Annotated in this window: 23 protein-coding genes; 8 read left to right on the forward strand and 15 right to left on the reverse strand. The window is 66.9% G+C overall.

Annotated elements, in window-relative coordinates; translation table 11 throughout:
* Position 1 precedes the first annotated feature (1 nt).
* The 5 genes from ACNKFW_RS17235 (at position 2) to ACNKFW_RS17255 (ending at position 5292) form a co-directional block, all read left to right on the forward strand.
* Entirely contained in the window at positions 2-286 is a 285-nt protein-coding gene (locus ACNKFW_RS17235) for an SCP2 sterol-binding domain-containing protein (protein ID WP_024845183.1), read from the forward strand.
* Between the two features lie 3 nt (positions 287-289).
* On the forward strand, positions 290-1234 hold the full coding sequence (locus ACNKFW_RS17240) for an alpha/beta fold hydrolase (protein WP_147428809.1): 945 nt from the start codon (positions 290-292) through the stop codon (positions 1232-1234).
* Between the two features lie 101 nt (positions 1235-1335).
* Positions 1336-3186 (forward strand): M3 family oligoendopeptidase, encoded by a 1851-nt coding sequence (locus ACNKFW_RS17245; protein ID WP_024845181.1) that lies wholly within the window; start codon positions 1336-1338, stop codon positions 3184-3186.
* Between the two features lie 228 nt (positions 3187-3414).
* On the forward strand, positions 3415-4596 hold the full coding sequence (locus tag ACNKFW_RS17250; RefSeq protein ID WP_024845180.1) for a dipeptidase: 1182 nt from the start codon (positions 3415-3417) through the stop codon (positions 4594-4596).
* Positions 4597-4632: 36 nt separating this feature from the next.
* Positions 4633-5292 carry a glutathione S-transferase family protein gene (locus ACNKFW_RS17255; RefSeq protein ID WP_024845179.1) on the forward strand — a complete coding sequence of 220 codons (660 nt, stop codon included), beginning with the start codon at positions 4633-4635 and terminating at the stop codon, positions 5290-5292.
* Between the two features lie 438 nt (positions 5293-5730).
* Here ACNKFW_RS17255 and ppk2 read toward each other — a convergent pair whose 3' ends face one another.
* On the reverse strand, positions 5731-6720 hold the full coding sequence (ppk2, locus tag ACNKFW_RS17260; RefSeq protein WP_407672803.1) for a polyphosphate kinase 2: 990 nt from the start codon (positions 6718-6720) through the stop codon (positions 5731-5733).
* Between the two features lie 271 nt (positions 6721-6991).
* On the opposite strand from ppk2, the gene parE reads away from it, so the two are divergent.
* Together parE and ACNKFW_RS17270 are read left to right on the forward strand one after the other, a co-directional pair.
* Positions 6992-8962, forward strand: coding sequence for a DNA topoisomerase IV subunit B (gene parE / locus ACNKFW_RS17265; RefSeq protein ID WP_024843233.1), 1971 nt, complete (start codon positions 6992-6994; stop codon positions 8960-8962).
* Complete coding sequence (locus ACNKFW_RS17270; RefSeq protein ID WP_147428808.1) at positions 8959-9291, forward strand: YnfA family protein; 333 nt, start codon at positions 8959-8961, stop codon at positions 9289-9291. The genes parE and ACNKFW_RS17270 overlap by 4 nt, the downstream gene beginning before the upstream one ends.
* Positions 9292-9368: 77 nt before the next feature.
* On the opposite strand, the gene ACNKFW_RS17275 is transcribed toward ACNKFW_RS17270, so the two are convergent.
* From ACNKFW_RS17275 to ccoN, 13 genes are all read right to left on the reverse strand, one after another.
* Positions 9369-9794, reverse strand: coding sequence for a LysE family translocator (locus tag ACNKFW_RS17275; RefSeq protein WP_418025100.1), 426 nt, complete (start codon positions 9792-9794; stop codon positions 9369-9371).
* A protein-coding gene (locus ACNKFW_RS17280; RefSeq protein ID WP_088238952.1) for an IS5-like element ISPme2 family transposase occupies positions 9791-10578 on the reverse strand; the annotation gives its coding sequence in 2 pieces (ribosomal slippage) (positions 9791-10242 and positions 10242-10578; 789 coding nt in all). Before ACNKFW_RS17280 ends, ACNKFW_RS17275 begins: the two co-directional genes overlap by 4 nt.
* Positions 10579-10725: 147 nt before the next feature.
* Positions 10726-11232, reverse strand: coding sequence for a phosphatase PAP2 family protein (locus tag ACNKFW_RS17285; RefSeq protein WP_418025102.1), 507 nt, complete (start codon positions 11230-11232; stop codon positions 10726-10728).
* Between the two features lie 116 nt (positions 11233-11348).
* Positions 11349-12023, reverse strand: a complete 675-nt coding sequence (locus tag ACNKFW_RS17290; protein ID WP_024843237.1) for an ABC transporter ATP-binding protein — start codon at positions 12021-12023, stop codon at positions 11349-11351.
* Entirely contained in the window at positions 12016-13317 is a 1302-nt protein-coding gene (locus tag ACNKFW_RS17295) for an ABC transporter permease (RefSeq protein ID WP_024843238.1), read from the reverse strand. The genes ACNKFW_RS17290 and ACNKFW_RS17295 overlap by 8 nt, the downstream gene beginning before the upstream one ends.
* An 85-nt stretch (positions 13318-13402) precedes the next feature.
* Positions 13403-13561: a cbb3-type cytochrome oxidase assembly protein CcoS gene (gene ccoS / locus ACNKFW_RS17300; protein WP_024843239.1), complete on the reverse strand. Its 159-nt coding sequence runs from the start codon at positions 13559-13561 to the stop codon at positions 13403-13405.
* Positions 13562-13570: 9 nt separating this feature from the next.
* A complete protein-coding gene (locus ACNKFW_RS17305) occupies positions 13571-15781 on the reverse strand; it encodes a heavy metal translocating P-type ATPase (protein ID WP_147428806.1) in 2211 nt (736 codons plus the stop codon).
* A 1-nt stretch (position 15782) separates the two neighbouring features.
* Positions 15783-16247, reverse strand: coding sequence for a FixH family protein (locus tag ACNKFW_RS17310; RefSeq protein WP_024843241.1), 465 nt, complete (start codon positions 16245-16247; stop codon positions 15783-15785).
* Positions 16248-17705 (reverse strand): cytochrome c oxidase accessory protein CcoG, encoded by a 1458-nt coding sequence (ccoG, locus tag ACNKFW_RS17315; protein ID WP_147428805.1) that lies wholly within the window; start codon positions 17703-17705, stop codon positions 16248-16250.
* Positions 17706-17979: 274 nt separating this feature from the next.
* Positions 17980-19026 (reverse strand): cytochrome-c oxidase, cbb3-type subunit III, encoded by a 1047-nt coding sequence (gene ccoP / locus ACNKFW_RS17320; RefSeq protein WP_024843243.1) that lies wholly within the window; start codon positions 19024-19026, stop codon positions 17980-17982.
* Positions 19026-19214 carry a CcoQ/FixQ family Cbb3-type cytochrome c oxidase assembly chaperone gene (locus ACNKFW_RS17325; RefSeq protein WP_024843244.1) on the reverse strand — a complete coding sequence of 63 codons (189 nt, stop codon included), beginning with the start codon at positions 19212-19214 and terminating at the stop codon, positions 19026-19028. Before ACNKFW_RS17325 ends, ccoP begins: the two co-directional genes overlap by 1 nt.
* An 8-nt stretch (positions 19215-19222) precedes the next feature.
* Complete coding sequence (ccoO, locus tag ACNKFW_RS17330) at positions 19223-19948, reverse strand: cytochrome-c oxidase, cbb3-type subunit II (RefSeq protein WP_147428804.1); 726 nt, start codon at positions 19946-19948, stop codon at positions 19223-19225.
* Positions 19949-19957: 9 nt separating this feature from the next.
* Complete coding sequence (ccoN, locus tag ACNKFW_RS17335) at positions 19958-21577, reverse strand: cytochrome-c oxidase, cbb3-type subunit I (RefSeq protein ID WP_024843246.1); 1620 nt, start codon at positions 21575-21577, stop codon at positions 19958-19960.
* A gap of 251 nt (positions 21578-21828) precedes the next feature.
* Between ccoN and ACNKFW_RS17340 the strand changes: the two genes are divergently transcribed.
* Entirely contained in the window at positions 21829-22662 is an 834-nt protein-coding gene (locus tag ACNKFW_RS17340) for a universal stress protein (RefSeq protein WP_024843247.1), read from the forward strand.
* A gap of 67 nt (positions 22663-22729) precedes the next feature.
* On the opposite strand, the gene fnrL is transcribed toward ACNKFW_RS17340, so the two are convergent.
* Positions 22730-23479: a transcriptional regulator FnrL gene (gene fnrL / locus ACNKFW_RS17345; RefSeq protein ID WP_024843248.1), complete on the reverse strand. Its 750-nt coding sequence runs from the start codon at positions 23477-23479 to the stop codon at positions 22730-22732.
* Positions 23480-23524: the final 45 nt, after the last annotated feature.

Raw genomic sequence — 23524 nt, forward strand, 5'->3', positions numbered from 1 at the left:
AATGAGCAAAGTGGTCGAGGCAGCCGTGGCCGCTCTGGACGAAAAGGCCAAGGGCTTCGACGGCACCGCCAAATTCGTCATCGAGGGCGAGGGATCGGTCTATATCGACGCCGACGGCGCCCGCGCCGCCGATGACGAGGCCGAGGTGACGCTGACCGCCAGCCGCGAGACCTTCGAGGGCCTGCTGTCGGGCGACGTGAACCCGACCACCGCCTTCATGACCGGCAAGCTGCGGGTCGACGGCTCGATGGGCACGGCGATGAAGCTGGGCGCGCTGCTGTCCTGAGCGATGAGGCCGGCGCCCTTCAACACCTTGCCCGGCGATCCGCTGCCCACGGCCCGCGCCTTCTGGCTGCGGGCCGAGGACGGGGTGCGCCTGCGGGCGGCGCATTGGCCGGCGGGCGGCGCCTCGGGAACGGTGCTGCTGTTTCCGGGCCGCACCGAATACCTGGAGAAATATGCCGAGGTCGCGGCCGAGCTGAACGCCGCCGGGCTGGACGTGCTGGCGCTGGACTGGCGCGGACAGGGCATGTCCGACCGGTTGCAGGACAATGCCCGGCCCGGCCATATCGGCGATTTCGCCGATTACCAGCGCGACGTGGTCGAACTGGTGGTCGCGGCGCAGGAACTGGACCTGCCGCGGCCCTGGCACCTGCTGGCGCATTCCATGGGCGGCACCATCGGCCTTGCCGCGCTTGGTGCGGGCCTGCCGGTGCAAAGCGTGGTGTTCTCGGCGCCGATGTGGGGCATCAACCTGCGCCGCGTGCCCGAGGCGCTGGCGCTGGCGCTGGCCGGCACGCTGAGCCGGCTTGGCCGCGGCGGCCATCCCGCGCCGCGCACCGGGGGCGAGGACAGCTTCGTGCTGCTGGATCCGTTCCACGACAACCTGCTGACCCATGACGGCCGGCGCTGGGGCCGGCTGGTGGCCGAGGCCGCGGCCTGGCCCGACATCTCGGTCGGCGGCGCCAGCAACGACTGGCTGCGCGCGGCGCTGCTGGAATGCCGGCGCCTGGCCGCGCTGCCCCCGCCCGCGCTGCCGGCGCTGATCGTGCTGGGGGATTGCGAGCGGGTCGTCTCGGCCCAGGCCATCCGCAGCCGCGCCGCCGCCTGGCCCGGCGCCCGGCTGCTGGAACTGGCCGATTGCCGGCACGAGCCGATGATGGAGCGCGACCCGGTCCGCAGCCGCTTCCTGGACGCCGCCATCGCCCATTTCGGCGCCGCCACCACGCCCTGAATCGCGCCTTGAATCGGGCCGACGCCCCTGCCCCGGCACATCGCATGGCTTGCAGCCAGACGGTTCAGAGGTCACATGTTGAGCACACGAAAGGAGCGATCATGACGATTTCTGCCCGCAGCCCCCTGGACCGCGTCCTGCCGCGAGACGAGAATGCCTTGCCTGTCCCGGCCCAAACCCCCGATCTGGGCGCGTTGCCGGAATGGGAACTGGGCGATCTCTATCCCGCACCCGATTCGCCGGAACTGGCCCGCGACATCGAGGCGGTCGAGCGGGCCTGCTGCATCTTCGCCCGCGACTACGACGGCAAGCTGGCCTCGCTCGACGCCGGCAAGATGCTGGAATGCATCGAACGCTACCAGGAGATCGACATCCTGGCCGGGCGGGTCATGTCCTATGCCGGGCTGCGCTATTACCAGAACACCACCGATTCGGCCCGCGCCAAGCAGATGGGCGACCTTCAGGACCGCATCACCGCGGCAACGACCAAGCTCGTATTCTTCAGCCTGGAGTTCAACCGCATCCCCGACGCGCGCTACGAGGAAATCTTCGCAGCCCCGAACGGTCCCGCCCGCTACAAGCCGGTCTTCGACCGCATGCGCGCCATGCGCCCCTACCAGCTCTCGAACGAGCTGGAACGCTTCCTGCACGACAATTCCGTGGTCGGCGCCGCCGCCTGGAACCGGCTCTTCGACGAGACCACGGCCGGCCTGACCTTCGACGTCGCGGGCGAGGAACTGGGGCTGGAGGCCACGCTGAACCTGCTGACCGACCACGACCGCGCCCGGCGCGAGGCCGGTGCCCGCGCCCTGGCCGAGGTCTTCGGCCGGAACGTCAAGCTCTTCTCCCGCATCCACAACACACTGGCCAAGGAAAAGGCCATCGAGGACAAGTGGCGCAAGATGCCGACGCCGCAGACCGCGCGCCACCTGTCGAACCATGTCGAGCCCGAAGTGGTCGAGGCGCTGCGCGACGCCGTCACCGCCGCCTATCCGCGCCTGTCGCATCGCTACTACCGGCTCAAGGCCCGCTGGCTCGGCCTCGACAAGCTGCAGGTCTGGGACCGCAACGCGCCGCTGCCCAGCGAAAGCCCGCGCCTGATCCCCTGGGCCGAGGCGCAGGCGACGGTGCTGGACGCCTATGCCGGCTTCTCGCCGAGGCTGGCGGAACTGGCGCAGCCCTTCTTCGACAAGGGCTGGATCGACGCGGCGGTGAAGCCCGGCAAGGCGCCGGGCGCCTTCGCCCATCCGACCGTGACGACGGTGCATCCCTATGTGCTGCTGAACTACCTGGGCAAGCCGCGCGACGTGATGACGCTGGCGCATGAACTGGGCCATGGCGTGCACCAGCGGCTGGCAGCGGCGCAGGGCGAATTGCTGGCCGCGACGCCGCTGACCCTGGCCGAAACGGCCAGCGTCTTCGGCGAGATGCTGACCTTCCGCGCGCTCTTGGCAAAAACTGCCGACAAGGCGCAGCGCAAGGCGTTGCTGGCCGGCAAGGTCGAGGACATGATCAACACGGTGGTGCGCCAGATCGCCTTCTACGATTTCGAATGCAAGCTGCACGCCGCCCGCGCCAAGGGCGAGTTGACCCCCGAGGACATCAACGCGCTCTGGATGTCGGTGCAGGCGGAATCGCTGGGCGACGCCTTCGAATTCATGCCAGGCTACGAGACCTTCTGGACCTATGTGCCGCATTTCGTGCATTCGCCCTTCTACGTCTATGCCTATGCCTTCGGCGACGGGCTGGTGAATGCGCTTTATGCCGCCTATGAGGACGGGCTGCCCGATTTCCAGGCAAAATATTTCGACATGCTGGCGGCCGGCGGTTCGCGCCACCACAAGGAGCTTCTGGCGCCCTTCGGCCTTGATGCGTCCGATCCCGCCTTCTGGGACAAGGGCCTGTCGATGATCGAGGGCTTCATCGAGGAGCTCGAGGCCATGGAGGACTGAACCCTCGCGGCGCCGGGGGCGCTTCGCCCCCCGGACCCCCAGAGGATATTTGGACAAGAAAGAACAGCAGGGCTTCTTCCGCCGTTCTTCCTTGTCAAAATATCCCGGGGGAATCCCGGAGGGATGGGGGCAGAGCCCCCGCTTCCTCCCGGCCTTGGCCAGGGCAGTTTTCCGTCGCCTGCGGCATGGGCCTGTCCTATGCTGCCGGGAAACCGGAAAGGGGGCGGCATGATCCGCATGATCCGACGCATCATCCTTTGGCTTTCGGTGCTCGCGGTTCTGGCCGCCGCCGTGGTGGCGATCTGGGGACCGGGATTCGTCGAGCGGCGGCTGAACCCCGTGACCATGCCGGCCGAAGGCTGGCCGGTCTCGCCCCAGGCCGAGGCATTGCATCAGAGACTGGTGATCGGGGACTGGCATTCGGACGCGCTGCTTTGGGACCGCGACCTGCTCAGGCATGCCGAGCGCGGCCATACCGACATCCCCCGGCTGGTGCAGGGCAATGTCGCGGTGCAGGTCTTTACCACCGTCACCAAGAGCCCGCGCGGCCAGAACTATGGCCGCAACTCGGCCGAGGCGCCGGACAATATCACCCCGCTCTTCATCGGCCAGCTGCGCCCCCTGCCCAGCTGGTTCAGCCTCAAGGAGCGCGCGCTGGTCCAGGCCGCCGCCCTGCGCCACGCCGCCCAACGCGCGCCGGACCAGCTCATGCTGATCCGCTCGGCCGAGGATTTGCAGACCCTGCTGGAAGCACGGCAGAACGGCGCGCAGACGGTGGGCGCCATCCTGGGCGCAGAAGGGGCACATCCGCTGGAGGGACAGATCGGCAATCTCCAGGTGCTTTACGGTGCCGGCTTCCGCCTGCTGGGCCTGACGCATTTCTTCGACAACGAGTTGGGCGGCAGCCTGCATGGCGAAGGCGGCAGCGGCGCCGGGCTCAGCCCCTTCGGCCGGCAAGTGGTCGAGGAGATGATGGCCAAGCGCATGATCATCGACCTGGCCCATGCCAGCCCGCAGATGGTGCGCGACGTGCTGGCCATCCCCGGCACCCGGCCGATCCTGTCCCATACCGGCATCCACGGCCATTGCCCCAGCCCGCGCAACCTCGATGACGCGCTGCTGAGGGCCATCGCCGACAAGGGCGGGCTGATCGGCATCGGTTATTGGGCCGACGTGGTCTGCGGCAAGACCCCGGCCGACATCGCCGGCAGCATCCAGGCCGCCATCGCGCTTGTGGGGGAGGACCATGTCTCGCTCGGCTCGGATTACGACGGCTCGGTCGATGCGCCCTTCGACGCCGCCCATCTGGCTGCGCTGACCCAGGCGCTGCTGGATGCGGGCCTGAGCGACCAGCAGATTGCCAAGGTGATGGGCGGCAACATGATGCGCTATCTTGCCCAGATGCTCTGAACCCGCCTAAGCTGCCCGCGCATCAAGGAGAGGCCCATGCTGACCGTCTACGGCGTCACCCGCTCGCGCGCATCGCGCATCATCTGGCTGTGTCACGAACTGGGCCTGCCCTTCAAGCAGGTGCCGGTGATCCAGGCCTATCGCCTGCCCGACCCCGACGCACCGGACGCGCCGCTGAACACGCATTCGCCGGATTTCCTGAAGCTTTCGCCCGCCGGCGCCATCCCGGTGATCCAGGACGGCGACCTGGTGCTGTCGGAATCGCTGGCCTGCACGCTGCACCTGGCGCGCAAATACGGCCAGCCCTTCGGCCCCGCCGATGCCCTCGAGGATGCGCTGATGCTGCAATGGAGCTTCTACGCCGCCACCGCCATCGAGCAGGACGCGCTGGCCATCCTGTTCAACCACGGCAAGGGCCAGGCCCAGCCCGGCGCGGCCCAGGCCACGGTCGCCCATGCCGCCGAGCGGTTGGTCCGGCCCTTGCGCGTGCTGGAGGATCACATCGCCCGGCATGGCCACCTGGTCGGCGGCCGCTTCACCGTGGCCGACCTGAACCTGGCCGAGATCCTGCGCTATGCCCAGGGCTATGGGCCGCTGATGGAGCAATTCCCGGCCGTCGCGGCCTGGCTTGACGATTGCCAGGCCCGTCCCGCCTTTCGCAAGATGTGGCAAGAGCGGCTGGCAGAACCCGAATAAGCGATCGCAGGCCGGCATCCGCGCCGCGCCCTGGATAGGGCAAAATCATCCAGGCCGGCAGGCTGGGGGGGGCGGTCCCGCCTGTCCGAGCGCAGGATGTGTCCCGGCCGCCCTTTCGGCAACTCCCGACAGCGGGGGCAGCCTCTCGCGCCCGGTGACCGGGTGCGAAAGGCATCGGCAGGCCCGCGCCGCCCGGCGCGGATCGCGCGATTCGATACGACATCGGACACATGGCTTTTCCGGCCCGCGGCAGGATCGCCGGAGCCGGACCGAACCCGGCGGCCGGACCGCGCTGGGAACACTGCAACCGGCCACGCTGCCGGCTTCCTTGCGCCGCTTGCGCAAGGCCCTGGCCAGGATCGCGGAAATTCATTCCAAGCCTTGCCGATTGACGGATTGCCGACGGCCGGCGCAAATCGCCGGCCCGCCCGCAGGCGTTCATCCCGGAACCGGATCCATCACCTGCATTGCCCGTCGGTTGTCGGGATGCAGCGAGGAGCCCAGGATGTGTTCGGCCGAATGGATCACATGGCTGGCATGGCCGACGATCAGCGGGTCGGGCGCCGTCGCGATGGCCGGATCCTTGTCGGGATAGTCCAGCGTCGACAGGAAATGCCGCATGCAGTTCAGCCGCGCGCGTTTCTTGTCGTTCGACTTGACGATGGTCCAGGGCGCATCGGCGGTGTCGGTATAGAAGAACATCGCCTCCTTCGCCTCGGTGTAGTCCTCCCATTTGTCGAGGCTGGCCAGGTCGATGGGCGAGAGCTTCCAGCGTTTCAGCGGATCGGTCTCGCGCGCCTGGAAGCGCGCCCGCTGCTCGTCGCGGGTGACCGAGAACCAGTATTTGTAAAGCCGGATGCCCGAACGAACCAGCATGCGCTCGAATTCGGGGGCCTGGCGCATGAACTCCAGGTATTCCACTGGCGAGCAGAAGCCCATGACCCGTTCGACCCCGGCGCGGTTGTACCAGCTGCGGTCATAGAACACCATCTCGCCCGCGGTCGGCAGGTGTTGGATGTAGCGCTGAAAGAACCATTGCCCGCGCTCGATCTCCGAGGGCTTGTTCAGCGCCACCACCCGCGCGAAACGCGGGTTCAGATGCTCCATGAACCGCTTGATCGTGCCGCCCTTGCCGGCGGCATCGCGGCCCTCGAACAGGATGACGAATTTCTGCCCCGTCTCCTGCGCCCAGATCTGCACCTTCAGCAGTTCGGCCTGCAACCGGGCCTTTTCCCGCTCATAGGCGACGCGCCCCATCCGGCGCGGATAGGGATAGCGCCCGCTTTCGAAGGCCAACCGGATCGCATCCGGGTCGAGGCTGGGAAAGCTTTTCGGCCCCGTGGCCTCGGACGGAGGCGAAGGGGTGAAAGGCGGGGGGGGGCGGTGGCTCTGCCATTGCCGCGCCGGACCCCGCGAAACCGTTAACAGGCGGCGTGGCCGGGGACTCACTAGAAACCGGATGACCTTCCATTCGCCCCGACCACGCTGCAACTCGATAACAGCGTCGGATATGCCACCCTCGGCGAGCAGGCGATTTGACCTCGATCAAGAAAACCGCGCTTTTTCATGAAACCGTCGCAAATGCATCGTCGCATTGCTCCATCCCTTGCGGTCGGCGGCGGCTGATCCACTTTCCCTTGCCCCCGGCCCGTCGGGCATGAGATAACCCCGCCCCAGAAGAACAAGACGAGCAGGTGCGATGGCCGACGATCTCTTCCCCGCCGCGGATAAGGCTTCCGACAGCTATTCGGCATCCTCGATCGAGGTGCTCGAGGGGCTGGAGCCGGTGCGCAAGCGACCCGGCATGTATATCGGCGGCACCGACGAGCGCGCGCTGCATCACCTGGTGGCCGAGATCCTCGACAACTCGATGGACGAGGCAGTCGCCGGCCATGCCAGCCGCATCGAGGTCGAGCTCTTGGCCGATTTCAGCGTGGTGATCCGCGACAACGGCCGCGGCATTCCCATCGACCCGCATCCGAAATTCCCCGGCAAATCGGCGCTGGAAGTGATCCTGTGCACGCTGCATGCCGGCGGCAAGTTCTCGGGCGACGCCTATCAGACCTCGGGCGGCTTGCACGGCGTCGGTGCCTCGGTGGTCAACGCGCTTTCCGACAGCATGGTGGTGCAGGTCGCCCGCAACCGCGAGCTTTACGAGCAGCGTTTCTCGCGCGGCCTGCCGCTGGGCCCGGTCGAGAAGGTCGGCGCCGCCCCGAACCGGCGCGGCACCACCGTCACCTTCCACGCCGACGAGCAGATCTTCGGCCATCACCGCTTCAAGCCGGCGCGGCTGCTACGCATGGTCAAGTCCAAGGCCTATCTGTTCTCGGGCGTCGAGATCCGCTGGAAATCCGAGATCGACGACGGCGAGACGCCGCTGGAAGCCACCTTCCACTTTCCCGGCGGGCTGGCCGATTACCTGGGCGAGGTGCTGGGCAAGGCCTCGACCTATGCTGACCGCCCCTTTGCCGGCAGCGTCGATTTCAAGGAAAAGTTCAACACGCCCGGCAAGGTCGATTGGGCGATCAACTGGACGCCGTCGCGCGACGGCTTCATCCAGTCCTATTGCAATACCGTGCCCACGCCCGAGGGCGGCACGCATGAGGCCGGCTTCTGGTCGGCGATCCTGCGCGGCATCCGCGCCTATGGCGAGCGGGTCAGCAACAAGAAGGCGGCGCAGATCACCCGCGACGACCTGCTGGCCGGCGGCTGCGCGCTGGTCTCCTGCTTCATCCGCGAGCCGGAATTCGTCGGCCAGACCAAGGACCGCCTGGCCACCACCGAGGCGCAGCGGCTGGTCGAGGGCGCGGTGCGCGACCATTTCGACAACTGGCTGGCGGCGGATACGAAATCGGCCGGCGCCATCCTGGACTTCCTGGTGCTGCGCGCCGAGGAGCGGCTGCGGCGCCGGCAGGAAAAGGAAACCGCCCGGAAGTCGGCCACCAAGAAGCTGCGCCTGCCCGGCAAGCTGGTCGATTGCTCGGCCACCAATCGCGAGGGCACCGAGCTTTTCATCGTCGAGGGCGATTCGGCGGGCGGCAGTGCCAAGATGGCGCGCGAGCGCACCACCCAGGCGCTTTTGCCCCTGCGCGGCAAGATCCTGAACGTGCTGGGTGCGGCCTCGTCCAAGCTGGGCTCGAACCAGGAGATCGCCGATCTCTGCCAGGCGCTGGGCGTCGGCATGGGCTCGCGCTTCAACATCGACGACCTGCGCTATGACAAGATCATCATCATGACCGATGCCGATGTCGACGGCGCCCATATCGCGTCGCTGCTGATGACCTTCTTCTTCACGCAGATGCGGCCGCTGATCGACAAGGGGCATCTCTACCTGGCCTGCCCGCCGCTTTACCGGCTGACGCAGGGCGCCCATCGCGTCTATGTCGCCGACGATGCCGAGAAGGAGGCGATGCTGGCCAAGGGCCTGGGCGGCAAGGGCAAGATCGACGTGCAACGCTTCAAGGGCCTGGGCGAGATGGACGCCAAGGACTTGAAGGACACCACGATGAACCCCAGGACGCGCAAGCTGATCCGCGTCTCGATCGACGAGGAAGAGGGCGGCGAAACCGGCGACCTGGTCGAGCGGCTGATGGGCAAGAAGCCCGAGCTGCGCTTCCAGTTCATCCAGGAGAATGCCCAGTTCGCCGATACCGAGGAACTGGACGTGTGATCCTGGCCGCACCGCTGGCGATCTATGTCCTGGCGGCGCTGGCCGAGATCGCCGGCTGCTTCGCCTTCTGGGCCTGGCTGCGGCTTGGCAAATCGCCCCTCTGGCTGATTCCGGGGATGGTCTCGCTGGCAGTTTTCGCCTGGCTCCTGACGCGGGTGGATGCGGATTTCGCCGGCCGCGCCTATGCGGCCTATGGCGGGATCTATGTCACGGCCTCGCTGGGCTGGCTTTGGCTGACCGAAGGCCAGGTGCCGACGCGCTGGGATCTGCTCGGCGGCGGGCTTTGCGTGCTGGGGGCGATGGTGATCCTGACCGGGTCGCGCGCGTAGAGGATCGTTACGAGCGGCAAGGCTGGGATCGCTTTGTCGCCATGCGGACATTCCTGCCGTTGCACGGGAAGATGCCGTTACGGCCTTGAGAGAAGCATACGGATGCCCGCAACCCCGAAGATCGCGGCAAGCACTCCCTCGATCCACCGGCGCGAGTGTTGATAGGCGCACCCCATGATGCGGGTTGAGAACGCGATAGCATAGCCGACATTGACTGCAATAGCCATGATTGCGCAGCCCCCCATCATGATCAGGATGGTGTGAGAGGGAGCATCAGGACGCACCCCCAAGGACATGATCGCTATCCATCCCAGGACAGCCTTTGGGTTGGAGAGGTGAAGCAACACACCCTTACGATAGAGCGCCCAATTGCCTGCACATGGGACGGAAGCCACTTGACTGGCATGACTTGCCAACGCTGATCGTGCGGATTTCCACGCCAAATAAAGCAGATATAGGCCACCAGCGACCTTAATCGTAAACATGGCACCAGCGTAGGTCATGTTGACAAATGGCGGAGCCAGAGGCGGATCGACGTGATGTCGATGAAGCCCAGGAAGCTTTCGGCGGTCTTGTCGTAGCGGGTGGCGACGCGACGGGCATTCTTGAGCTTGTTGAAGCACCGCTCAACGAGATTGCGCAGGCGGTAGAGCCTGCGGTCAACGGCGACCCGTAGCTTCCGGGTTTTGCGCATGGGGATGACCGGCACCACGTCGCGCACCTCCATGGTCTTGCGGATGTTGTCGGAGTCGTAGCCGCGGTCTGCGAGCAGAACGCTTGGCTCGGGCAGGTTGTCAGCCATGACCAGATCGAAGCCGAGGTAGTCCGATGTCTGCCCGGCCGTGATCTCGGTTCTCATGGGCAGGCCTGCCGCATTGACCCGCAGATGGATCTTGGTCGTGAAGCCACCTCGCGAGCGGCCGAAACCTTGGCGCGGAGTCCCCCTTTTGCGCCCGCTGCCTGATGATGAGCGCGAACCACGGTGCTGTCGATCATCTGCAGCGCATCCGGCACGATCCGGCTCTCGTTCAGCGCCTCCAGGATCTGTTCCCACAGCCCCGCCAACGTCCAGCGCCGGAACTGCCGATAGACAGACGACCATTTGCCGAACTCTTCCGGCAGGTCGCGCCAGGGCGACCCCGTTCGGGCGATCCAGAAAATCCCATCCAGAACAAGCCGATGGTTCGTGGGCTTGCGGCCGTTCGGAGAACGGACAGCCAGGATGAAGCGTTCAAAGAACGCCCACTCGTCGTTCGACATCAGGTTTCGTGCCACGCTGGTCTCCATTGCAGATACCAGCTTGAATCACGATCACCGCGCCCGGTGAATCCCTTTTGTCAACACGCCCTAGCTGCAGCTCTACCGAACACCGTAACCGTTTTTTCGCCGTAATAAGAGCTTCCCGCATCGTCTAGGCGAACGCCTGGTTAGGGCTCAAAACCGCATCCCCAGCGAAAAGCTTACCCCCTCGCTGCCAATGCCGAAGCTCGCAGCGCCGAACGAAACCCCCAGCAGCGCGCCGCTGAACACCTGCGCCGGTGTGTGTTCGCCGGCATGGACCCGGCTCCAGCCCGTCAGCCCGGCGGCGCCATAGGCGGCACCGCCGGCCAATGGCCTGTCCTCGAAGCATTTTCCGGCCAGGTCCGAGGCGCCGAAGAAGGCCGCCGCCGTATGGCCCGAAGGGAAGCCCTTGCTCTCGCCCGAAGGGCGGCGCGAGATCGGGGCGCCGTCGAAGAATTCCTTCATTCCCCAGACCAGCGCCGCCTGCAAAACGCCGCGCACCGCGAAATCCTCCAGCCGGTCCTGGTCGGCAGCGCAGACCGCCGCCGCCAGCGGCAGGCCGTATTTCATCGCCGTGCCGAATTGCTCGAACGGGTCGGCATCAGCCTGGGCGGGCAGCAGGCAGAGCAGCCCGAGCAGGGCTACGCTACGCCTGCGCACGCGGCGCGCGGACTTAGTCGCAAGCCCAGCCTCCGCCGGGCCTGGAGCCGTGGTCACCATGCTGCGGCCAGGCACCGCGCATCCCCCGGCCATGCACCGCCGGCCGGCATCTGCGCTCATGCCGCACCGCCCTCGTCCAGCCGGATCACCCGGTCCATCCGTGCCGCCAGATCCATGTTATGGGTGGCGATCAACGCCGCGAGCCCGGTCTCGCGCACCAGCGCCATCAGCACGTCGAAGACCTTGTCCGAAGTCGCCGGGTCCAGGTTCCCCGTCGGCTCGTCCGCCAGCAACAGCGAGGGCTGGTTGGCCAGCGCCCGGCAGAAGGCGACGCGCTGCTGCTCGCCTCCCGACAGCTGCGCCGGGCGGTGGTCGGCGCGGTGCGACAGCCCCACGCGGCCCAGCAGGTCCAGCGCCCGCGCATGCGCTGCCGTCGGCGAAATACCATTGGCGAGCTGCGGCAGCACGATGTTCTCCGCCGCCGAGAACTCGGGCAGCAGGTGGTGGAACTGATAGACGAAGCCCAGCTCCTCGCGCCGCGCCTCGGTCCGGGCCCGGTCGCTTTGCCCGGCCATGTCGCGGCCGTTCAGCAGCACCCGGCCCGAATCGGCCGTGTCCAGAAGGCCGGCGATATGCAGCAGCGTCGATTTCCCGGCGCCCGAGGGCGCGACCAGCGCCACGACCTCGCCCCGCGCGATCCGCAGCGACAGCCCGTCCAGCACCGGCACCGGCGCGGGGCCGCCGATTCCGTAAGTCTTGGAAATCCCTTCCAGAACCAGGATGTCACTCATAGCGCAGCGCCTCCACCGGGTTCATGCGCGCGGCGCGGCGCGCAGGAAAGATGGTCACGACGAAGGACAGCGCCAGCGACAGCGCCGCGGCGCGGAAGATGTCCCAGGCCCGCAGGTCCGCCGTCAGGTGATAGATGCCGCGCACCTCGGGCTGCCAGGCATTGCCGCCGGTCAGCGCGTTCAGCGCCGCCATGATGTGATCGACATTGAGCGAAAGGGCCACCCCCAGAGCCACGCCGGCAATGGTGCCGATCACCCCGGTAAAGGCCCCGCAGAGGAAAAAGACCCGCAGGACCGAGCCCTCGGTCAGGCCCATGGTGCGCAGGATGCCGATGTCGCGGCCCTTGTTCTTGACCAGCATGATCAGCCCCGAGGTGATGTTCATCGAGGCGATCAGCACCAAGATCGACAGGATGATAAACATCACGTCATCCTCCATGTCGAGCGCGGCCAGGAACGACCCCGAAGCGTCGCGCCATGTCCAGACCTGCGCCCGCTCGCCCGCAGCCTGCAAGAGCGGCATGGTCCAGTCGTCGATGCGCTCGGCATCGGCGACATAGACCCCGATCTCGTCGGCCTGCCCCTCGCGGTTGAAGAAGGCCTGCGCCTCGGCCATGGGCATGTAGATGCGGGCCTTGTCCACGTCGTAGCGCCCGGCCGAGAAGATATAGACCACCTCGAAGGATTCGACCCTGGGGGTGGTGCCGAAGGGGGTCTTGGCGCCCTCGGGGGCGACCAGTTGCAGCCGGTCGCCGACGCCCAGGCCCAGGTCGCGCGCCATGCCGATGCCGATGGCGATGCCGCGGTCGAAATCGTCAAGATTCCCCAGCGCGCTCTGGGGATCGGCGATGCCCGACATGCCCCGGAGCGCATCCAACGTGATGCCGTAGACATCGCCCAGCGAGGCCGCATCGCCCTGCCGCGCCATGACCTGCGCGCGGACCGCCGGAACAGCGCGGGTCACGCCGGGGATCTGCATGATCCTGGCGGCGAGCGCATCGTAATCCTCGACCCGGCCGGGGGTGACATAGGTCTCCTCGGTCAGCTCGTTATAGATCTGGGTGGGGGCGTAATAGACCGTGCTATGGGCATTGGCGCCCAGGATGGTGTCGACGAACTCGGCCCGGAAGCCCGCGCGCACCGCCAGGGTGGCGATCAGCGCCATCACCCCCAGGGTGATGCCGATCAGGCTGATCCAGGTCATCACGCTGACCCCGCCTTCGGCCCGGCGCGCGCGCAGGTAGCGCCAGGCGATCATGAACTCGTAACGCGAAAACGGGGCGGGGCTGGCCATCGCTCACCTGTCTGTTGGGTGGCGCCTGATTGGCCTTTCGCCGCCGGCAATGCAAGCCAACAAGGCCGTGACCGCGCCGCGGCCGTCAGGGCTTGGGGCGGTCGTCCCATTCGGAGCTGAGGATCCGCTCGGCATCGCCTTTCGGATCGTCGTATTGCCGGCCGCGCAGCGACCAGATGAAGGCCAGAAGGCCAAGCCCGCCAAGGCCCAGGGAAACCGGAATGAGAAGGCCCAGGATTTCCATGCTTCCTCCCTATCGCAGCCGCAGCGCGTTCAACGTCACGCTGATCGAACTCAGCGACATGGCCAGCGCCGCCATCAGCGGCGTGGCAAAGCCGGCGATGGCGATGGGCACCGCGACGATATTGTAGATCAGCGAGATCGCGAAATTCTCCTTGATCCGGGCGCGGGCGCCGCGGGCCAGTTCCAGCGCCTCGGCCACCGGGGCCAGATCGCTGCCCATCAGCACCATGTCCGAGGCTGTGCGTGCCGCATCCAGCGCCGAAGCGGGTGAGATCGAGACATGCGCCTCGGTCAGGGCGGCGGTGTCGTTCAACCCGTCGCCGACCATCAGCGCATGCAGGCCCTCTTGCCGCAGCTGGCGCAGGGCATCGGCCTTTTCGACGGGCGTGACGCCGGCCCGCCATTCCACGATGCCCAGCCGCTGCGCCAGATCCCGGACCACCGGCGCCGCATCGCCCGAAAGCAGCATCACCCGCCGGCCCGAGGCGAGAATCCGGGCCACGCAGGCCTCGGCCCCCGGCCGCAGCCGGTCCGAAAACTCCAGCCGGATCGGCGCACCCTGCCCCCCCTCATCACCCAGCGACAGCCAGCTTGCCGACAGGGTCGCCTCGCCATGCCGGGCCCCCAGCCAGTCGGCCCGGCCCAGCCGCAACTCGCGCCCCTGCCAGATCCCGGCGATGCCATAGCCCGGCACCTCGCGCAGATCCTGCAATGCGGCAGGTTCGGTGCCGGCCTCGCGCAGCGCCTGGGCCAGCGCCTGCGACAAGGGATGCCCCGATCCCTGCGCCAGCGCCAGCGCCAGGGGCCGCGCCGCAACCGGGATCGGGTCCAGCGAGACCAGTTGCGGCACGCCCATGGTCAGGGTGCCGGTCTTGTCGAAGACCACGGCATCGACCTCGGCCAGGCGCTCCAGCGCGGTGCCGTCCTTGATCAGCATGCCGCGCCGGAACAGCCGCCCCGAGGCAGCCGTGACCACCGCCGGCACCGCCAGGCCCAATGCGCAGGGACAGGTGATGATCAGCACCGCCGCCGCGACGTTCACCGCCAGCCGCAGGTCATGCGTCGCGAAATACCAGCCGAGAAAGCTGCAAAAGGCCAGCAGATGCACCAGCGGCGAATAAAGCCGCGAGGCGCGGTCGGCAAGCCCGGTGTAATGCCCGCGCGCCGATTCCGCCGCCGCGACCAGCGCCGTCAGCCGCGCCAGCGAGCTGTCGCGCCCGGCGGCCGTCACCCGCATGACCAGCGGGCCGGTCAGGTTCACCTCGCCCGCCGAAAGCGCGACGCCCGGACGGGCGGGAACCGGGATGCTTTCTCCGGTCAGCAGCGAGCGGTCGATCTCGCTGCTGCCCTCGGCGATCTCGCCATCGGCGGGGATGCGGGCGCCGGGGCGGATGCGGATCAGGTCGCCGGGGCGCAGCTCGGCCACCGGCACCGGCTCGTCACCCGCAGCAGTGACGCGAAAGGCGCGCGGCACCTCCAGCGCGGTCAGCTCCTCGGCGGCGGAGCGGGCGACGGCGCGGGTGCGATAGTCCAGATAGCGCCCGATCAGCAGGAAGAAGCACAGCATCACCGCCGCGTCGAAATAGGCGTGATGGCCCGATTGCGCCGTCTCATAGACCGAAATCGCACTGGCCAGGACCAGCGCCAGCGAGATCGGCACGTCCATGCCCAGCCGCCCATGCCTGAGCGCCCGCCAGGCGCTGGCAAAGAAGGGCTGGCCGGCGAAGGCCAAGGTCGGCAGGGCGATGGCGCCGGAAATCCAGTGGAACATGTCGCGCGTCGCGGCCTCGGCCCCCGACCAGACCGCAACCGACAGGATCATGATGTTCATCATCGCAAAGCCCGACACGCCGATGCGCATCAGGATGTCGCGGCCCTGGCGGTCGGCGGCGCTGGCCGACAGCGCGGCGGGGTCAAGCTCATGCGCCTCGTAACCGATGCCCTCGACCACCGGGATCAGCTCCTCGGCACTCATGCCGGGCGCGTCCACGGTGACGCGGCGCAGCGTCAGGTTGACCCGCGCATCCCTGACGCCGGGATGGCGGTTCAGCACCCGCTCGACATCGGTGATGCAGGTCGCGCAATGGATCGTCGGCAGGGACAGGACGATGTCCTCCTGCCCGCCCCCACCCGCGGCGATACGCTGCGCCAGCGGCGCCGCGTCGCAGGCCGGACAGGCCGAGAGTCGGGCGTCGTGGTCGTGCAGCGCGGCGTCGGACATCTCAGTTCACCCGGTTGCCGTGGTAATGGTCGATGCGCTGGCGGAAGACCGTGCCGTCCGGCGCGGTCGCGGCCAGATGGATGTTCCAGGTTCCCGGCTCCAGCACCAGCGGCGCGCGGAACAGCCCGCCGGAATAGGTGAACTCGGGCCGCTGGTCGTCGCGCACATGGGTCGGGCGGCCCACCGTCACCTCGAGCCCCTGCACCGGCGCCGGAAGACCCTGCCCGTCCCGGATCGCCAGCACCAGCTCGCGGCCGTCATATTCCGGCGTCACCGTCCAGTTCAGCGCCGCCTGCGCGTCGCGGTCGCGGTCGAAGCTTTGCGAGGCGACATAGCTGTTCTTGACCTCGAGCCCGGGAAAGGTCCCCACGGCCTTGAAAGCCATGAACAGGTTGACGGCGATGATGGTGCCAAAGGCGCCCAGGGTGACGATCAGCACATGGCGGCCGGTCAGTTCGCGGGGCATCTATTCGCTCCTTCCGTGGAAGACGGTGTCGATACGGGACTTCCTCCCATCGGTGGCATCCTCGACCCAAAGCGTCAACTCGCTCTGCGCCGCCTCGGCCAGGGCCGAGCCCTTTTCGGCGGTGATATAGACGCGCTGGGTATGGGTGCTGTCCGCCGCCACATGGACATGGGCATCGGGGAGCCCTTCCAGCGTCAGGTCCACGCCCGCCGGCACGGTGCCGTCGGGACCGACGACCGAGACGGTGAAGTCGCGCTCGGCCCCCTGCTTGTTGCGCAGCCGCAGCGCATAGGTGTTGCGGATCGCGCCATCGGCCATGGTGACGTAAAGCGGGTTCCTGACCGGCGTCACGTTCAGGTCGAAGGGCGAGCGCAGGAACAGCGCCACCACCAGCGCGACGCCGATCCCGGCCCAGAGGGTGAAATACAGCATCGTGCGCGGGCGCAGGATATGCTTGAGCACCGGCTTCGGTGTCTCGCCCGCCCGCTCGGCGGCCTCGTCCTTCAGCGCCATGTAGTCGATCAGCCCGCGCGGCTTGCCGATCTTGTCCATCACCTCGTCGCAGGCGTCGATGCACAGCGCGCAGGTGATGCATTCCAGCTGCTGGCCGTCGCGGATGTCGATACCCATGGGGCAGACGTTCACGCAGGCCATGCAGTCAATGCAATCGCCCTTGGCGCCGCCGTCGGATTTCGTCGCCTCGCCCTTGTGCAACTTGCCGCGCGGCTCGCCGCGCCATTCGCGATAGGCGACGGTCAGCGTGTCCTCGTCCATCATCGCGGCCTGGATGCGCGGCCAGGGGCAGGCATAGACGCAGATCTGCTCGCGCGCGAAGCCGCCGAAGACGAAGGTGGTCGCGGTCAGGATGCCCATGGTGATATAGGCGACCGGATGGGCCTGGCCGCGCAGAAGATTGCCCAGGAGCGTCGGCGCATCGGTGAAATAGAAGATCCAGGCGCCGCCGGTCGCCAGCGCGATAAGCAGCCAGATCGTCCATTTCGTCAGCCGCAGCCGCAGCTTGCGCAAGTCCCAGGACGCGTTCCACAGCCGCAGGCGGGCGTTGCGGTCGCCCTCGACCCAGCGTTCGGTCAGAAGGAAAAGGTCGGTCCAGACCGTCTGCGGGCAGGCATAGCCGCACCAGACCCGCCCCAGGGCCGAGGTGAACAGGAAAAGCCCCAGCCCCGCCATGACCAGAAGGCCGGCGACGAAGTAGAATTCATGCGGCCAGATCTCGATCCAGAAGAAATAGAAGCGGCGGTTGGCCAGGTCGATCAGCACCGCCTGGTCGGGCATGGCCGGACCGCGGTCCCAGCGGATCCAGGGCGTGACGTAATAGATCGCCAGCGTCACCGCCATGATGATCCATTTCAGGTTGCGAAACCAGCCATGGACCCGGCGGGGAAAGATCGGCTCTCGGGCAGCATAAAGGCGTGGCGGGTCGATGTCGGGATGCGACATGATTGGCTCCTGTTGCGCGTGGCTCGGGTATAGAGCCTGGCGGCGGCGACGCATTGATCTGCGTCAAGCGCGGGCTGACCGAGCATAGCGAGACGGGATGCGGGGAACATGGGCCGAATTGTCGCATCCGCATAAGAAAACCGGCCCGGCCGGGCTTGCGCCGGAACCAGGCCCTGCGTTTGATAAGAACACCGGCCCCCCTTGGAAACGCGCGAACAGGACGGGGGGCCGGTGCCACCGGGGCCGGTTTCCCGGCCACGGATCTGAATATCCGTTACTCGCCACCGCCGAGGCTGTGGACATAGGCGGCGACGGCGACAATGTCGGCATCGGACAGGCGCCCGCTCCAGGCCGGCATCACGCCGAAAGGTCCGTCGCGCACGATCCGGGTGATCGTCGCCGGGTCCGAACCATAGAGCCAGACCGCATCGGTCAAGTCCGGCGCGCCCTGCGCGCGGTCGCCGGTGCCGTCCTCGGCATGGCAGGACGAGCAGTTGTCGGCGAACAGCTCCACCCCCTCGGCCGCCAGCGCCGCGTCATGAGGCAGTCCGCCCAGTTCCAGCACGTGATGCACCACCTGGCTGATCTGGGTGTTGTCCAGCAAGTCGTCGGTGCCGAAGCGCGGCATCTCGGAATAGCGGGTATCGCCGTCCTTGGGATCGCGGATGCCATGCATGACGGTGGTGTGGATCTCTTCCAAGGTTCCGCCCCAGAGCCAGTCGTTGTCCAGCAGCGAGGGATAGCCTGCGGCGCCCCCCGCGCCCGAGCCGTGGCATTGCGCGCACCAGGTGCGGAAGATCGCGGCGCCGGCATTGGCAGTATAGTTTGCCAGTTCCGGGTCGGCGGCGATCTCCTCCAGCGGCGTCTCGACCAGCTTGGCCTGGATCGGGGCATTGGCATCGTTGAAACGCTGGATCTCGGCCGCCACGTCGGAGCGGTAGCTTTGGCCCAGAAGGCCGCGGGTCGCACCGTTCACCAGCGGAATGGCGGGATAGGCGATGAAATAGAACACCCCCCAGATGATGGTGGCATAGAAGGTCCACAGCCACCAGCGCGGCAGCGGGTTGTCATATTCCTCGATCCCATCCCAGCTGTGCCCGGTCGAGGGCACTTCGACCACCCTGCGCCCACCCTTGCGGTCGCGCACGACGCGGGTGGCGCCCGGCCGAGGCGTGACCGGAGGATGCAGCGGCCCCTCGGGGCCCTCTGGCGGATGGGCCAGGATCTCGGCCTTGTGGGCCTTGTCGGCGGCCTGGCGTTCCAGCTCGATCCGGTTGTCGGGATTTTGCGGGCTGGTGTGCTCGTCGTCGCTATCGGCCATCACTCGACCTCCTTCTCGCCCGCCGCTGCGGGTGTCGTCTCGTTGCGGAAGATGCTTTCGGCCGCATCGCGATGCAGCGGGCGCGAGCCCGGCCTGAGGGCGAAGACGATCGTCCCCAGGAAGAACAGCACCAGCAGCAGCAGAACCCAGCTGTCGGCCAGTTCGCGCAGGAAGGAATACCTGTCCATGGCCGGCCTCAGCGGTTCGGATCGGGTTCGAAGGTCGAGAAATCGACCATCGTGCCCAAGACCTGGAGATAGGCGATCAGGGCGTCCATCTCGGACACGCCGGGACGGCGGTCGAAATTGCGCTGCTGCGCCCCCGGATAGCGTTCCTCCAGCCCCGAGGCATCGGCATCGGGGTCGGCCTGGGCGGCGAAATCGCTGACCGCCGCGGCGATCATCTCGTCGTCATAGGGCACGCCGACCAGCGCGTCGGTCTTCAGCCGCTGCGCCATGTTCGAGGGGTCGATCTGGCGATCCAGCAGGAAGCCGTATTTCGGCATGATCGATTCCGGCACCACCGCCTGCGGGTTCACCAGGTGGTCGATATGCCATTCGTCCGAATAGCGGCCGCCGACGCGGGCCAGGTCCGGCCCGGTCCGCTTGGAGCCCCATTGGAACGGATGGTCGTACATCGATTCGGCCGCCAGGCTGTAATGGCCGTAACGCTCGACCTCGTCGCGCATCGGGCGGATCATCTGGCTGTGGCAGACATAGCAGCCCTCGCGGACATAGATGTCGCGGCCCTTCAGCTCCAGCGGCGTATAGGGCCGCATGCCCTGCACCTTCTCGATGGTGTTCTGCAGGTAGAACAGCGGCGCGATCTCGACGATGCCGCCGATGGTCACGACAAGGAAGGAAAAGACCAGCAGCAGCGTGGCGTTCTTTTCCAGAACCTTGTGCTTTTCAAGAATGGCCATGATCCGTCCTCACTCTGCCGGGACCGCGACCGTGGTCGCATGGGTCTTGGGTTGCTTGGCGACGGTAGCCCACAGGTTGTAGCACATGATCAGCGCCCCGATCAGGTAAAGCACGCCGCCGGATGCCCGCACCACGTTCATCGGGAATTTCGCGGCCACCGTGTCGGCGAAGGCGTTGACCAGGAAGCCCTGGGCGTCGACCTCACGCCACATCAGCCCCTCCATGATGCCCGAGACCCACATCGAGGCCGCGTAGAGCACCAGCCCGATGGTGGCGAGCCAGAAATGCCAGCTGACCAGGCCCGTCGAGTAAAGCCGCTCACGCCCCCAAAGACGCGGCACCAGATAGTAGAGCGCGCCAAAGGTGATCATGCCGTTCCAGCCGAGCGCGCCGGAATGCACGTGGCCGATGGTCCAGTCGGTGTAATGGCTCAGCGAGTTCACCGCCTTGATCGACATCATCGGCCCTTCGAAGGTCGCCATGCCGTAGAAGCCGACGGCCACCACCATCATGCGGATCACCGGGTCGGTGCGCAGCTTGTCCCAGGCGCCCGACAGCGTCATCAGCCCGTTGATCATGCCGCCCCAGCTGGGCATCCACAGGATGATCGAGAACACCATGCCCAGCGTCGAGGCCCAGTCGGGCAGCGCGGTATAGTGCAGGTGGTGCGGACCGGCCCAGATATAGAGGAAGATCAGCGCCCAGAAGTGGATGATGGACAGCTTGTAGCTGTAGACCGGGCGTTCGGCCTGCTTGGGAATGAAGTAATACATCATGCCCAGGAAGCCCGCCGTCAGGAAGAAGCCCACCGCGTTGTGGCCGTACCACCATTGCGTCATCGCGTCCTGCACGCCCGAGAAGAGCTGCACCGACTTCGAGCCGAAGGGACTGACCGGGATCGCCAGGTTGTTGACGATGTGAAGCATGGCGATGGTGACGATGAAGGACAGGTAGAACCAGTTCGCCACATAGATATGCGGTTCTTTCCGCTTCAGGATCGTGCCCAGGAACACGGCCAGGTAGACGACCCAGACCACGGTCAGCCACCAGTCCACATACCATTCGGGTTCCGCGTATTCCTTGGACTGGGTGGCACCCAGGATATAGCCGGTCGCGGCCAATACGATGAACAGCTGGTAGCCCCAGAACACGAACCAGGCGGCATTGCCACCCCAGAGCCGCGCCGCCGAGGTACGCTGCACCACGTAGAACGAGGTGGCGATCAGCGCGTTGCCGCCGAAGGCGAAGATCACCGCCGAGGTATGCAGCGGCCTGAGCTTGCCGAAATTGGTATAGCCCACGGTAAGGTCGCTGAGATTCAGCGCCGGGAAGGCCAGCTGAAAGGCGATGATCACCCCGACCAGGAAGCCGACCACGCCCCACAGCGCGGTGGCGATCACGCCGGCCCGGACCACGTCGTCCATGTATTGCGTTTCGGGATGCGGCTCGAGCGAGGGTTGCTCGTTGCCCATCTGGCGCAGCACCCGCAGAAACATGATGCCCGCCGCCAGCATGACGATCAGGGCATTCACGAGATAGGCGGGATCATCGGGTCGCGCGTAATTGGCGCCGATCGCGGCCAATACCGCGATCGTGCCAAGCGCGATCAGCTTGATGGTGTCCAACATTAAGTTCGTGTCCTTCATCCTGCGCCGAAGGCGGCCGATTCGCATCGCATGCGACGGGCCGCGGCTTCGACAGCTTTCCTCTTAACGTCACACGGTTTCGTGAGACTTTGATCTGCGTCAATCTGTCCGTTCTGGATAGGTGTAAAATTCCCAAATATCCGGACAGGATGTCGCAGCCGGCCGCCGTCAGCGATTGCGATCCCGCCGGATGCAGGTGAAACTCGCCGCCGAACCCCGAAAGGAGAGGGCCCATGGGCTACAAGACCATCCTGACCGTTCTGACCGATGCCAATCAGCACAAGCAGCTGGATTCGGCCATTGCCATGACCCGGCGCGAGGATGCGCATCTCGACGTGTTCTGCATGGGTGTGGATCACACCCAGAGCGGCTATTACTATGCAGGCGCGTCGGCCTATGTGTTCCAGGAATCCATCGACAAGGCCGTGGCCGCGGCCGGCGAGCTTGAAGAAAGGGTCCGCGACCGGCTCGACCCCGAGGACATCCGCTGGTCCGTCGATTCCGCGGTGGCGCAGGTCGGCGGGCTTTCGACGCTGGTCGGCATGCGCGCGCGCTATTCCGACCTCGTGGTGCTGAACCGCCCCTATGGCGAGGGCGCGCCCGCCGATGCCGAGGCCGTGACCGAAGCGGCGCTGTTCGAGGGCGCGGCCCCGGTGCTGATCGTGCCCGAGGCGCTGAAGGAACCCTTCGGCCGGAAGGTCATGATCGCCTGGAACCAGTCCAACGAGGCCCTGGCCGCCGTGCGCCGCGCCCTGCCGCTGCTGATCGCCGCCGACAGCGTCGAGATCACGGTGATCGACCCTTCGCCCAGCGGCCCCGAGCGATCGGATCCCGGCGGGGCGCTGTGCCAGATGCTGACGCGCCACGGCGTCAGGGCGGAAATCGCGGTCCTGGCCCGCACCCAGCCCCTGGTCAGCGACATCCTGAACCGCCGCGCCACCGAGATCGGCGCCGACATGCTGGTGATGGGCGCCTACGGCCATTCCCGCTTCCGCGAGGCGATCCTGGGCGGCGCGACCCGCAACATGCTGGAAAAGGCGCAGCTGCCGGTGCTGATGGCCCGTTGACCGGCCCGGCCGATGCCCCGGATCCCCTCCGGGGCACAACCCTCGGGGACACGGCCGCGGGCGCCCCCTAGCTCAGCGGCCCACCGTCCGAATCGTCGCCGCTTTCCGTGACCAGCCGCACGAAGGAGGGCACGATCACCCGGCGCTTGCCGTCCAGTTCGATCACGCCTTCGCGCTTCAACGCGCTCATCTGCCGGCTCACGGTCTCCAGCGTCAGGCCCAGGTAATCCGCCATCGCCTCGCGCGTCAGCGGCAGTTCGATGGCGATGCGGCCTTCGGGCCGGCGCTTGATCAGCGCGGCCTCGCGCCGGGCCAGGATCACCAGAAGCGAGGCGATCTTCTCGCGCGCCGACTTGCGGCCCAGCAGCAGCAGCCAGTCGCGGGCGGCGTCCAGTTCGTCCAGCGTCATCTCCAGCAGCCGGCTGGCGATGCGGGGATTGTCGATCAGCAGCTTTTCAAAGGGCTTGCGCCGGAAACAGCACAGCATCAGGTCGCTGGTCGCGGTGACGGTATAGGCCGCCATCTCGCGCCCTGGACGGCCCAGGAAGTCGCTGGGCAACAGCAGGCCGACCATCTGCGTGCGCCCGTCCTCGAGCTGCTGGGTCAGCCCGGCCATGCCGGCGATCACCGAGGCCACGAAATCCAAGCGGTCGCCGGCCCAGACCACGACCTGCCCCGCCTCGTAGCGGCGATAGAATTTCATGCCCTCCAGCTCGGCCAGCTCGTCGCCTTCGCAATGCGCGCAGACGGCCCGATACCGGATGGGGCAGATTTCGCAGGGCTGCTGCGTCGCACAGAGGGCGGCGTCATGTGGCATTTGATTTGGGTCAAGGTTCCGGCGCGTGTTCACGGCTAGGTATAG

Origin of the sequence: Paracoccus sp. TD-10, assembly GCF_048270675.1 — a bacterium.
In the GTDB taxonomy this organism is placed as follows: domain Bacteria; phylum Pseudomonadota; class Alphaproteobacteria; order Rhodobacterales; family Rhodobacteraceae; genus Paracoccus; species Paracoccus pantotrophus.

Bases quoted from the DNA above. Each gene is read 5' to 3' on its own strand.
- ACNKFW_RS17305 (WP_147428806.1), bottom strand. From the start codon at position 15,781: ATGTCCGACGCCGCGCTGCACGACCACGACGCCCGACTCTCGGCCTGT.
- ACNKFW_RS17340 (WP_024843247.1), top strand. From the start codon at position 21,829: ATGGGCTACAAGACCATCCTGACCGTTCTGACCGATGCCAATCAGCAC.
- parE (WP_024843233.1), top strand. From the start codon at position 6,992: ATGGCCGACGATCTCTTCCCCGCCGCGGATAAGGCTTCCGACAGCTAT.
- ACNKFW_RS17235 (WP_024845183.1), top strand. From the start codon at position 2: ATGAGCAAAGTGGTCGAGGCAGCCGTGGCCGCTCTGGACGAAAAGGCC.
- ccoP (WP_024843243.1), bottom strand. From the start codon at position 19,026: ATGGCCGATAGCGACGACGAGCACACCAGCCCGCAAAATCCCGACAAC.
- ACNKFW_RS17290 (WP_024843237.1), bottom strand. From the start codon at position 12,023: ATGAGTGACATCCTGGTTCTGGAAGGGATTTCCAAGACTTACGGAATC.
- ccoG (WP_147428805.1), bottom strand. From the start codon at position 17,705: ATGTCGCATCCCGACATCGACCCGCCACGCCTTTATGCTGCCCGAGAG.
- ACNKFW_RS17325 (WP_024843244.1), bottom strand. From the start codon at position 19,214: ATGGACAGGTATTCCTTCCTGCGCGAACTGGCCGACAGCTGGGTTCTG.
- ACNKFW_RS17310 (WP_024843241.1), bottom strand. From the start codon at position 16,247: ATGCCCCGCGAACTGACCGGCCGCCATGTGCTGATCGTCACCCTGGGC.
- ccoS (WP_024843239.1), bottom strand. From the start codon at position 13,561: ATGGAAATCCTGGGCCTTCTCATTCCGGTTTCCCTGGGCCTTGGCGGG.
- ACNKFW_RS17255 (WP_024845179.1), top strand. From the start codon at position 4,633: ATGCTGACCGTCTACGGCGTCACCCGCTCGCGCGCATCGCGCATCATC.
- ACNKFW_RS17250 (WP_024845180.1), top strand. From the start codon at position 3,415: ATGATCCGCATGATCCGACGCATCATCCTTTGGCTTTCGGTGCTCGCG.
- ACNKFW_RS17245 (WP_024845181.1), top strand. From the start codon at position 1,336: ATGACGATTTCTGCCCGCAGCCCCCTGGACCGCGTCCTGCCGCGAGAC.
- ACNKFW_RS17240 (WP_147428809.1), top strand. From the start codon at position 290: ATGAGGCCGGCGCCCTTCAACACCTTGCCCGGCGATCCGCTGCCCACG.
- ccoN (WP_024843246.1), bottom strand. From the start codon at position 21,577: ATGTTGGACACCATCAAGCTGATCGCGCTTGGCACGATCGCGGTATTG.
- ACNKFW_RS17275 (WP_418025100.1), bottom strand. From the start codon at position 9,794: ATGACCTACGCTGGTGCCATGTTTACGATTAAGGTCGCTGGTGGCCTA.
- ccoO (WP_147428804.1), bottom strand. From the start codon at position 19,948: ATGGCCATTCTTGAAAAGCACAAGGTTCTGGAAAAGAACGCCACGCTG.
- ACNKFW_RS17295 (WP_024843238.1), bottom strand. From the start codon at position 13,317: ATGGCCAGCCCCGCCCCGTTTTCGCGTTACGAGTTCATGATCGCCTGG.
- fnrL (WP_024843248.1), bottom strand. From the start codon at position 23,479: ATGCCACATGACGCCGCCCTCTGTGCGACGCAGCAGCCCTGCGAAATC.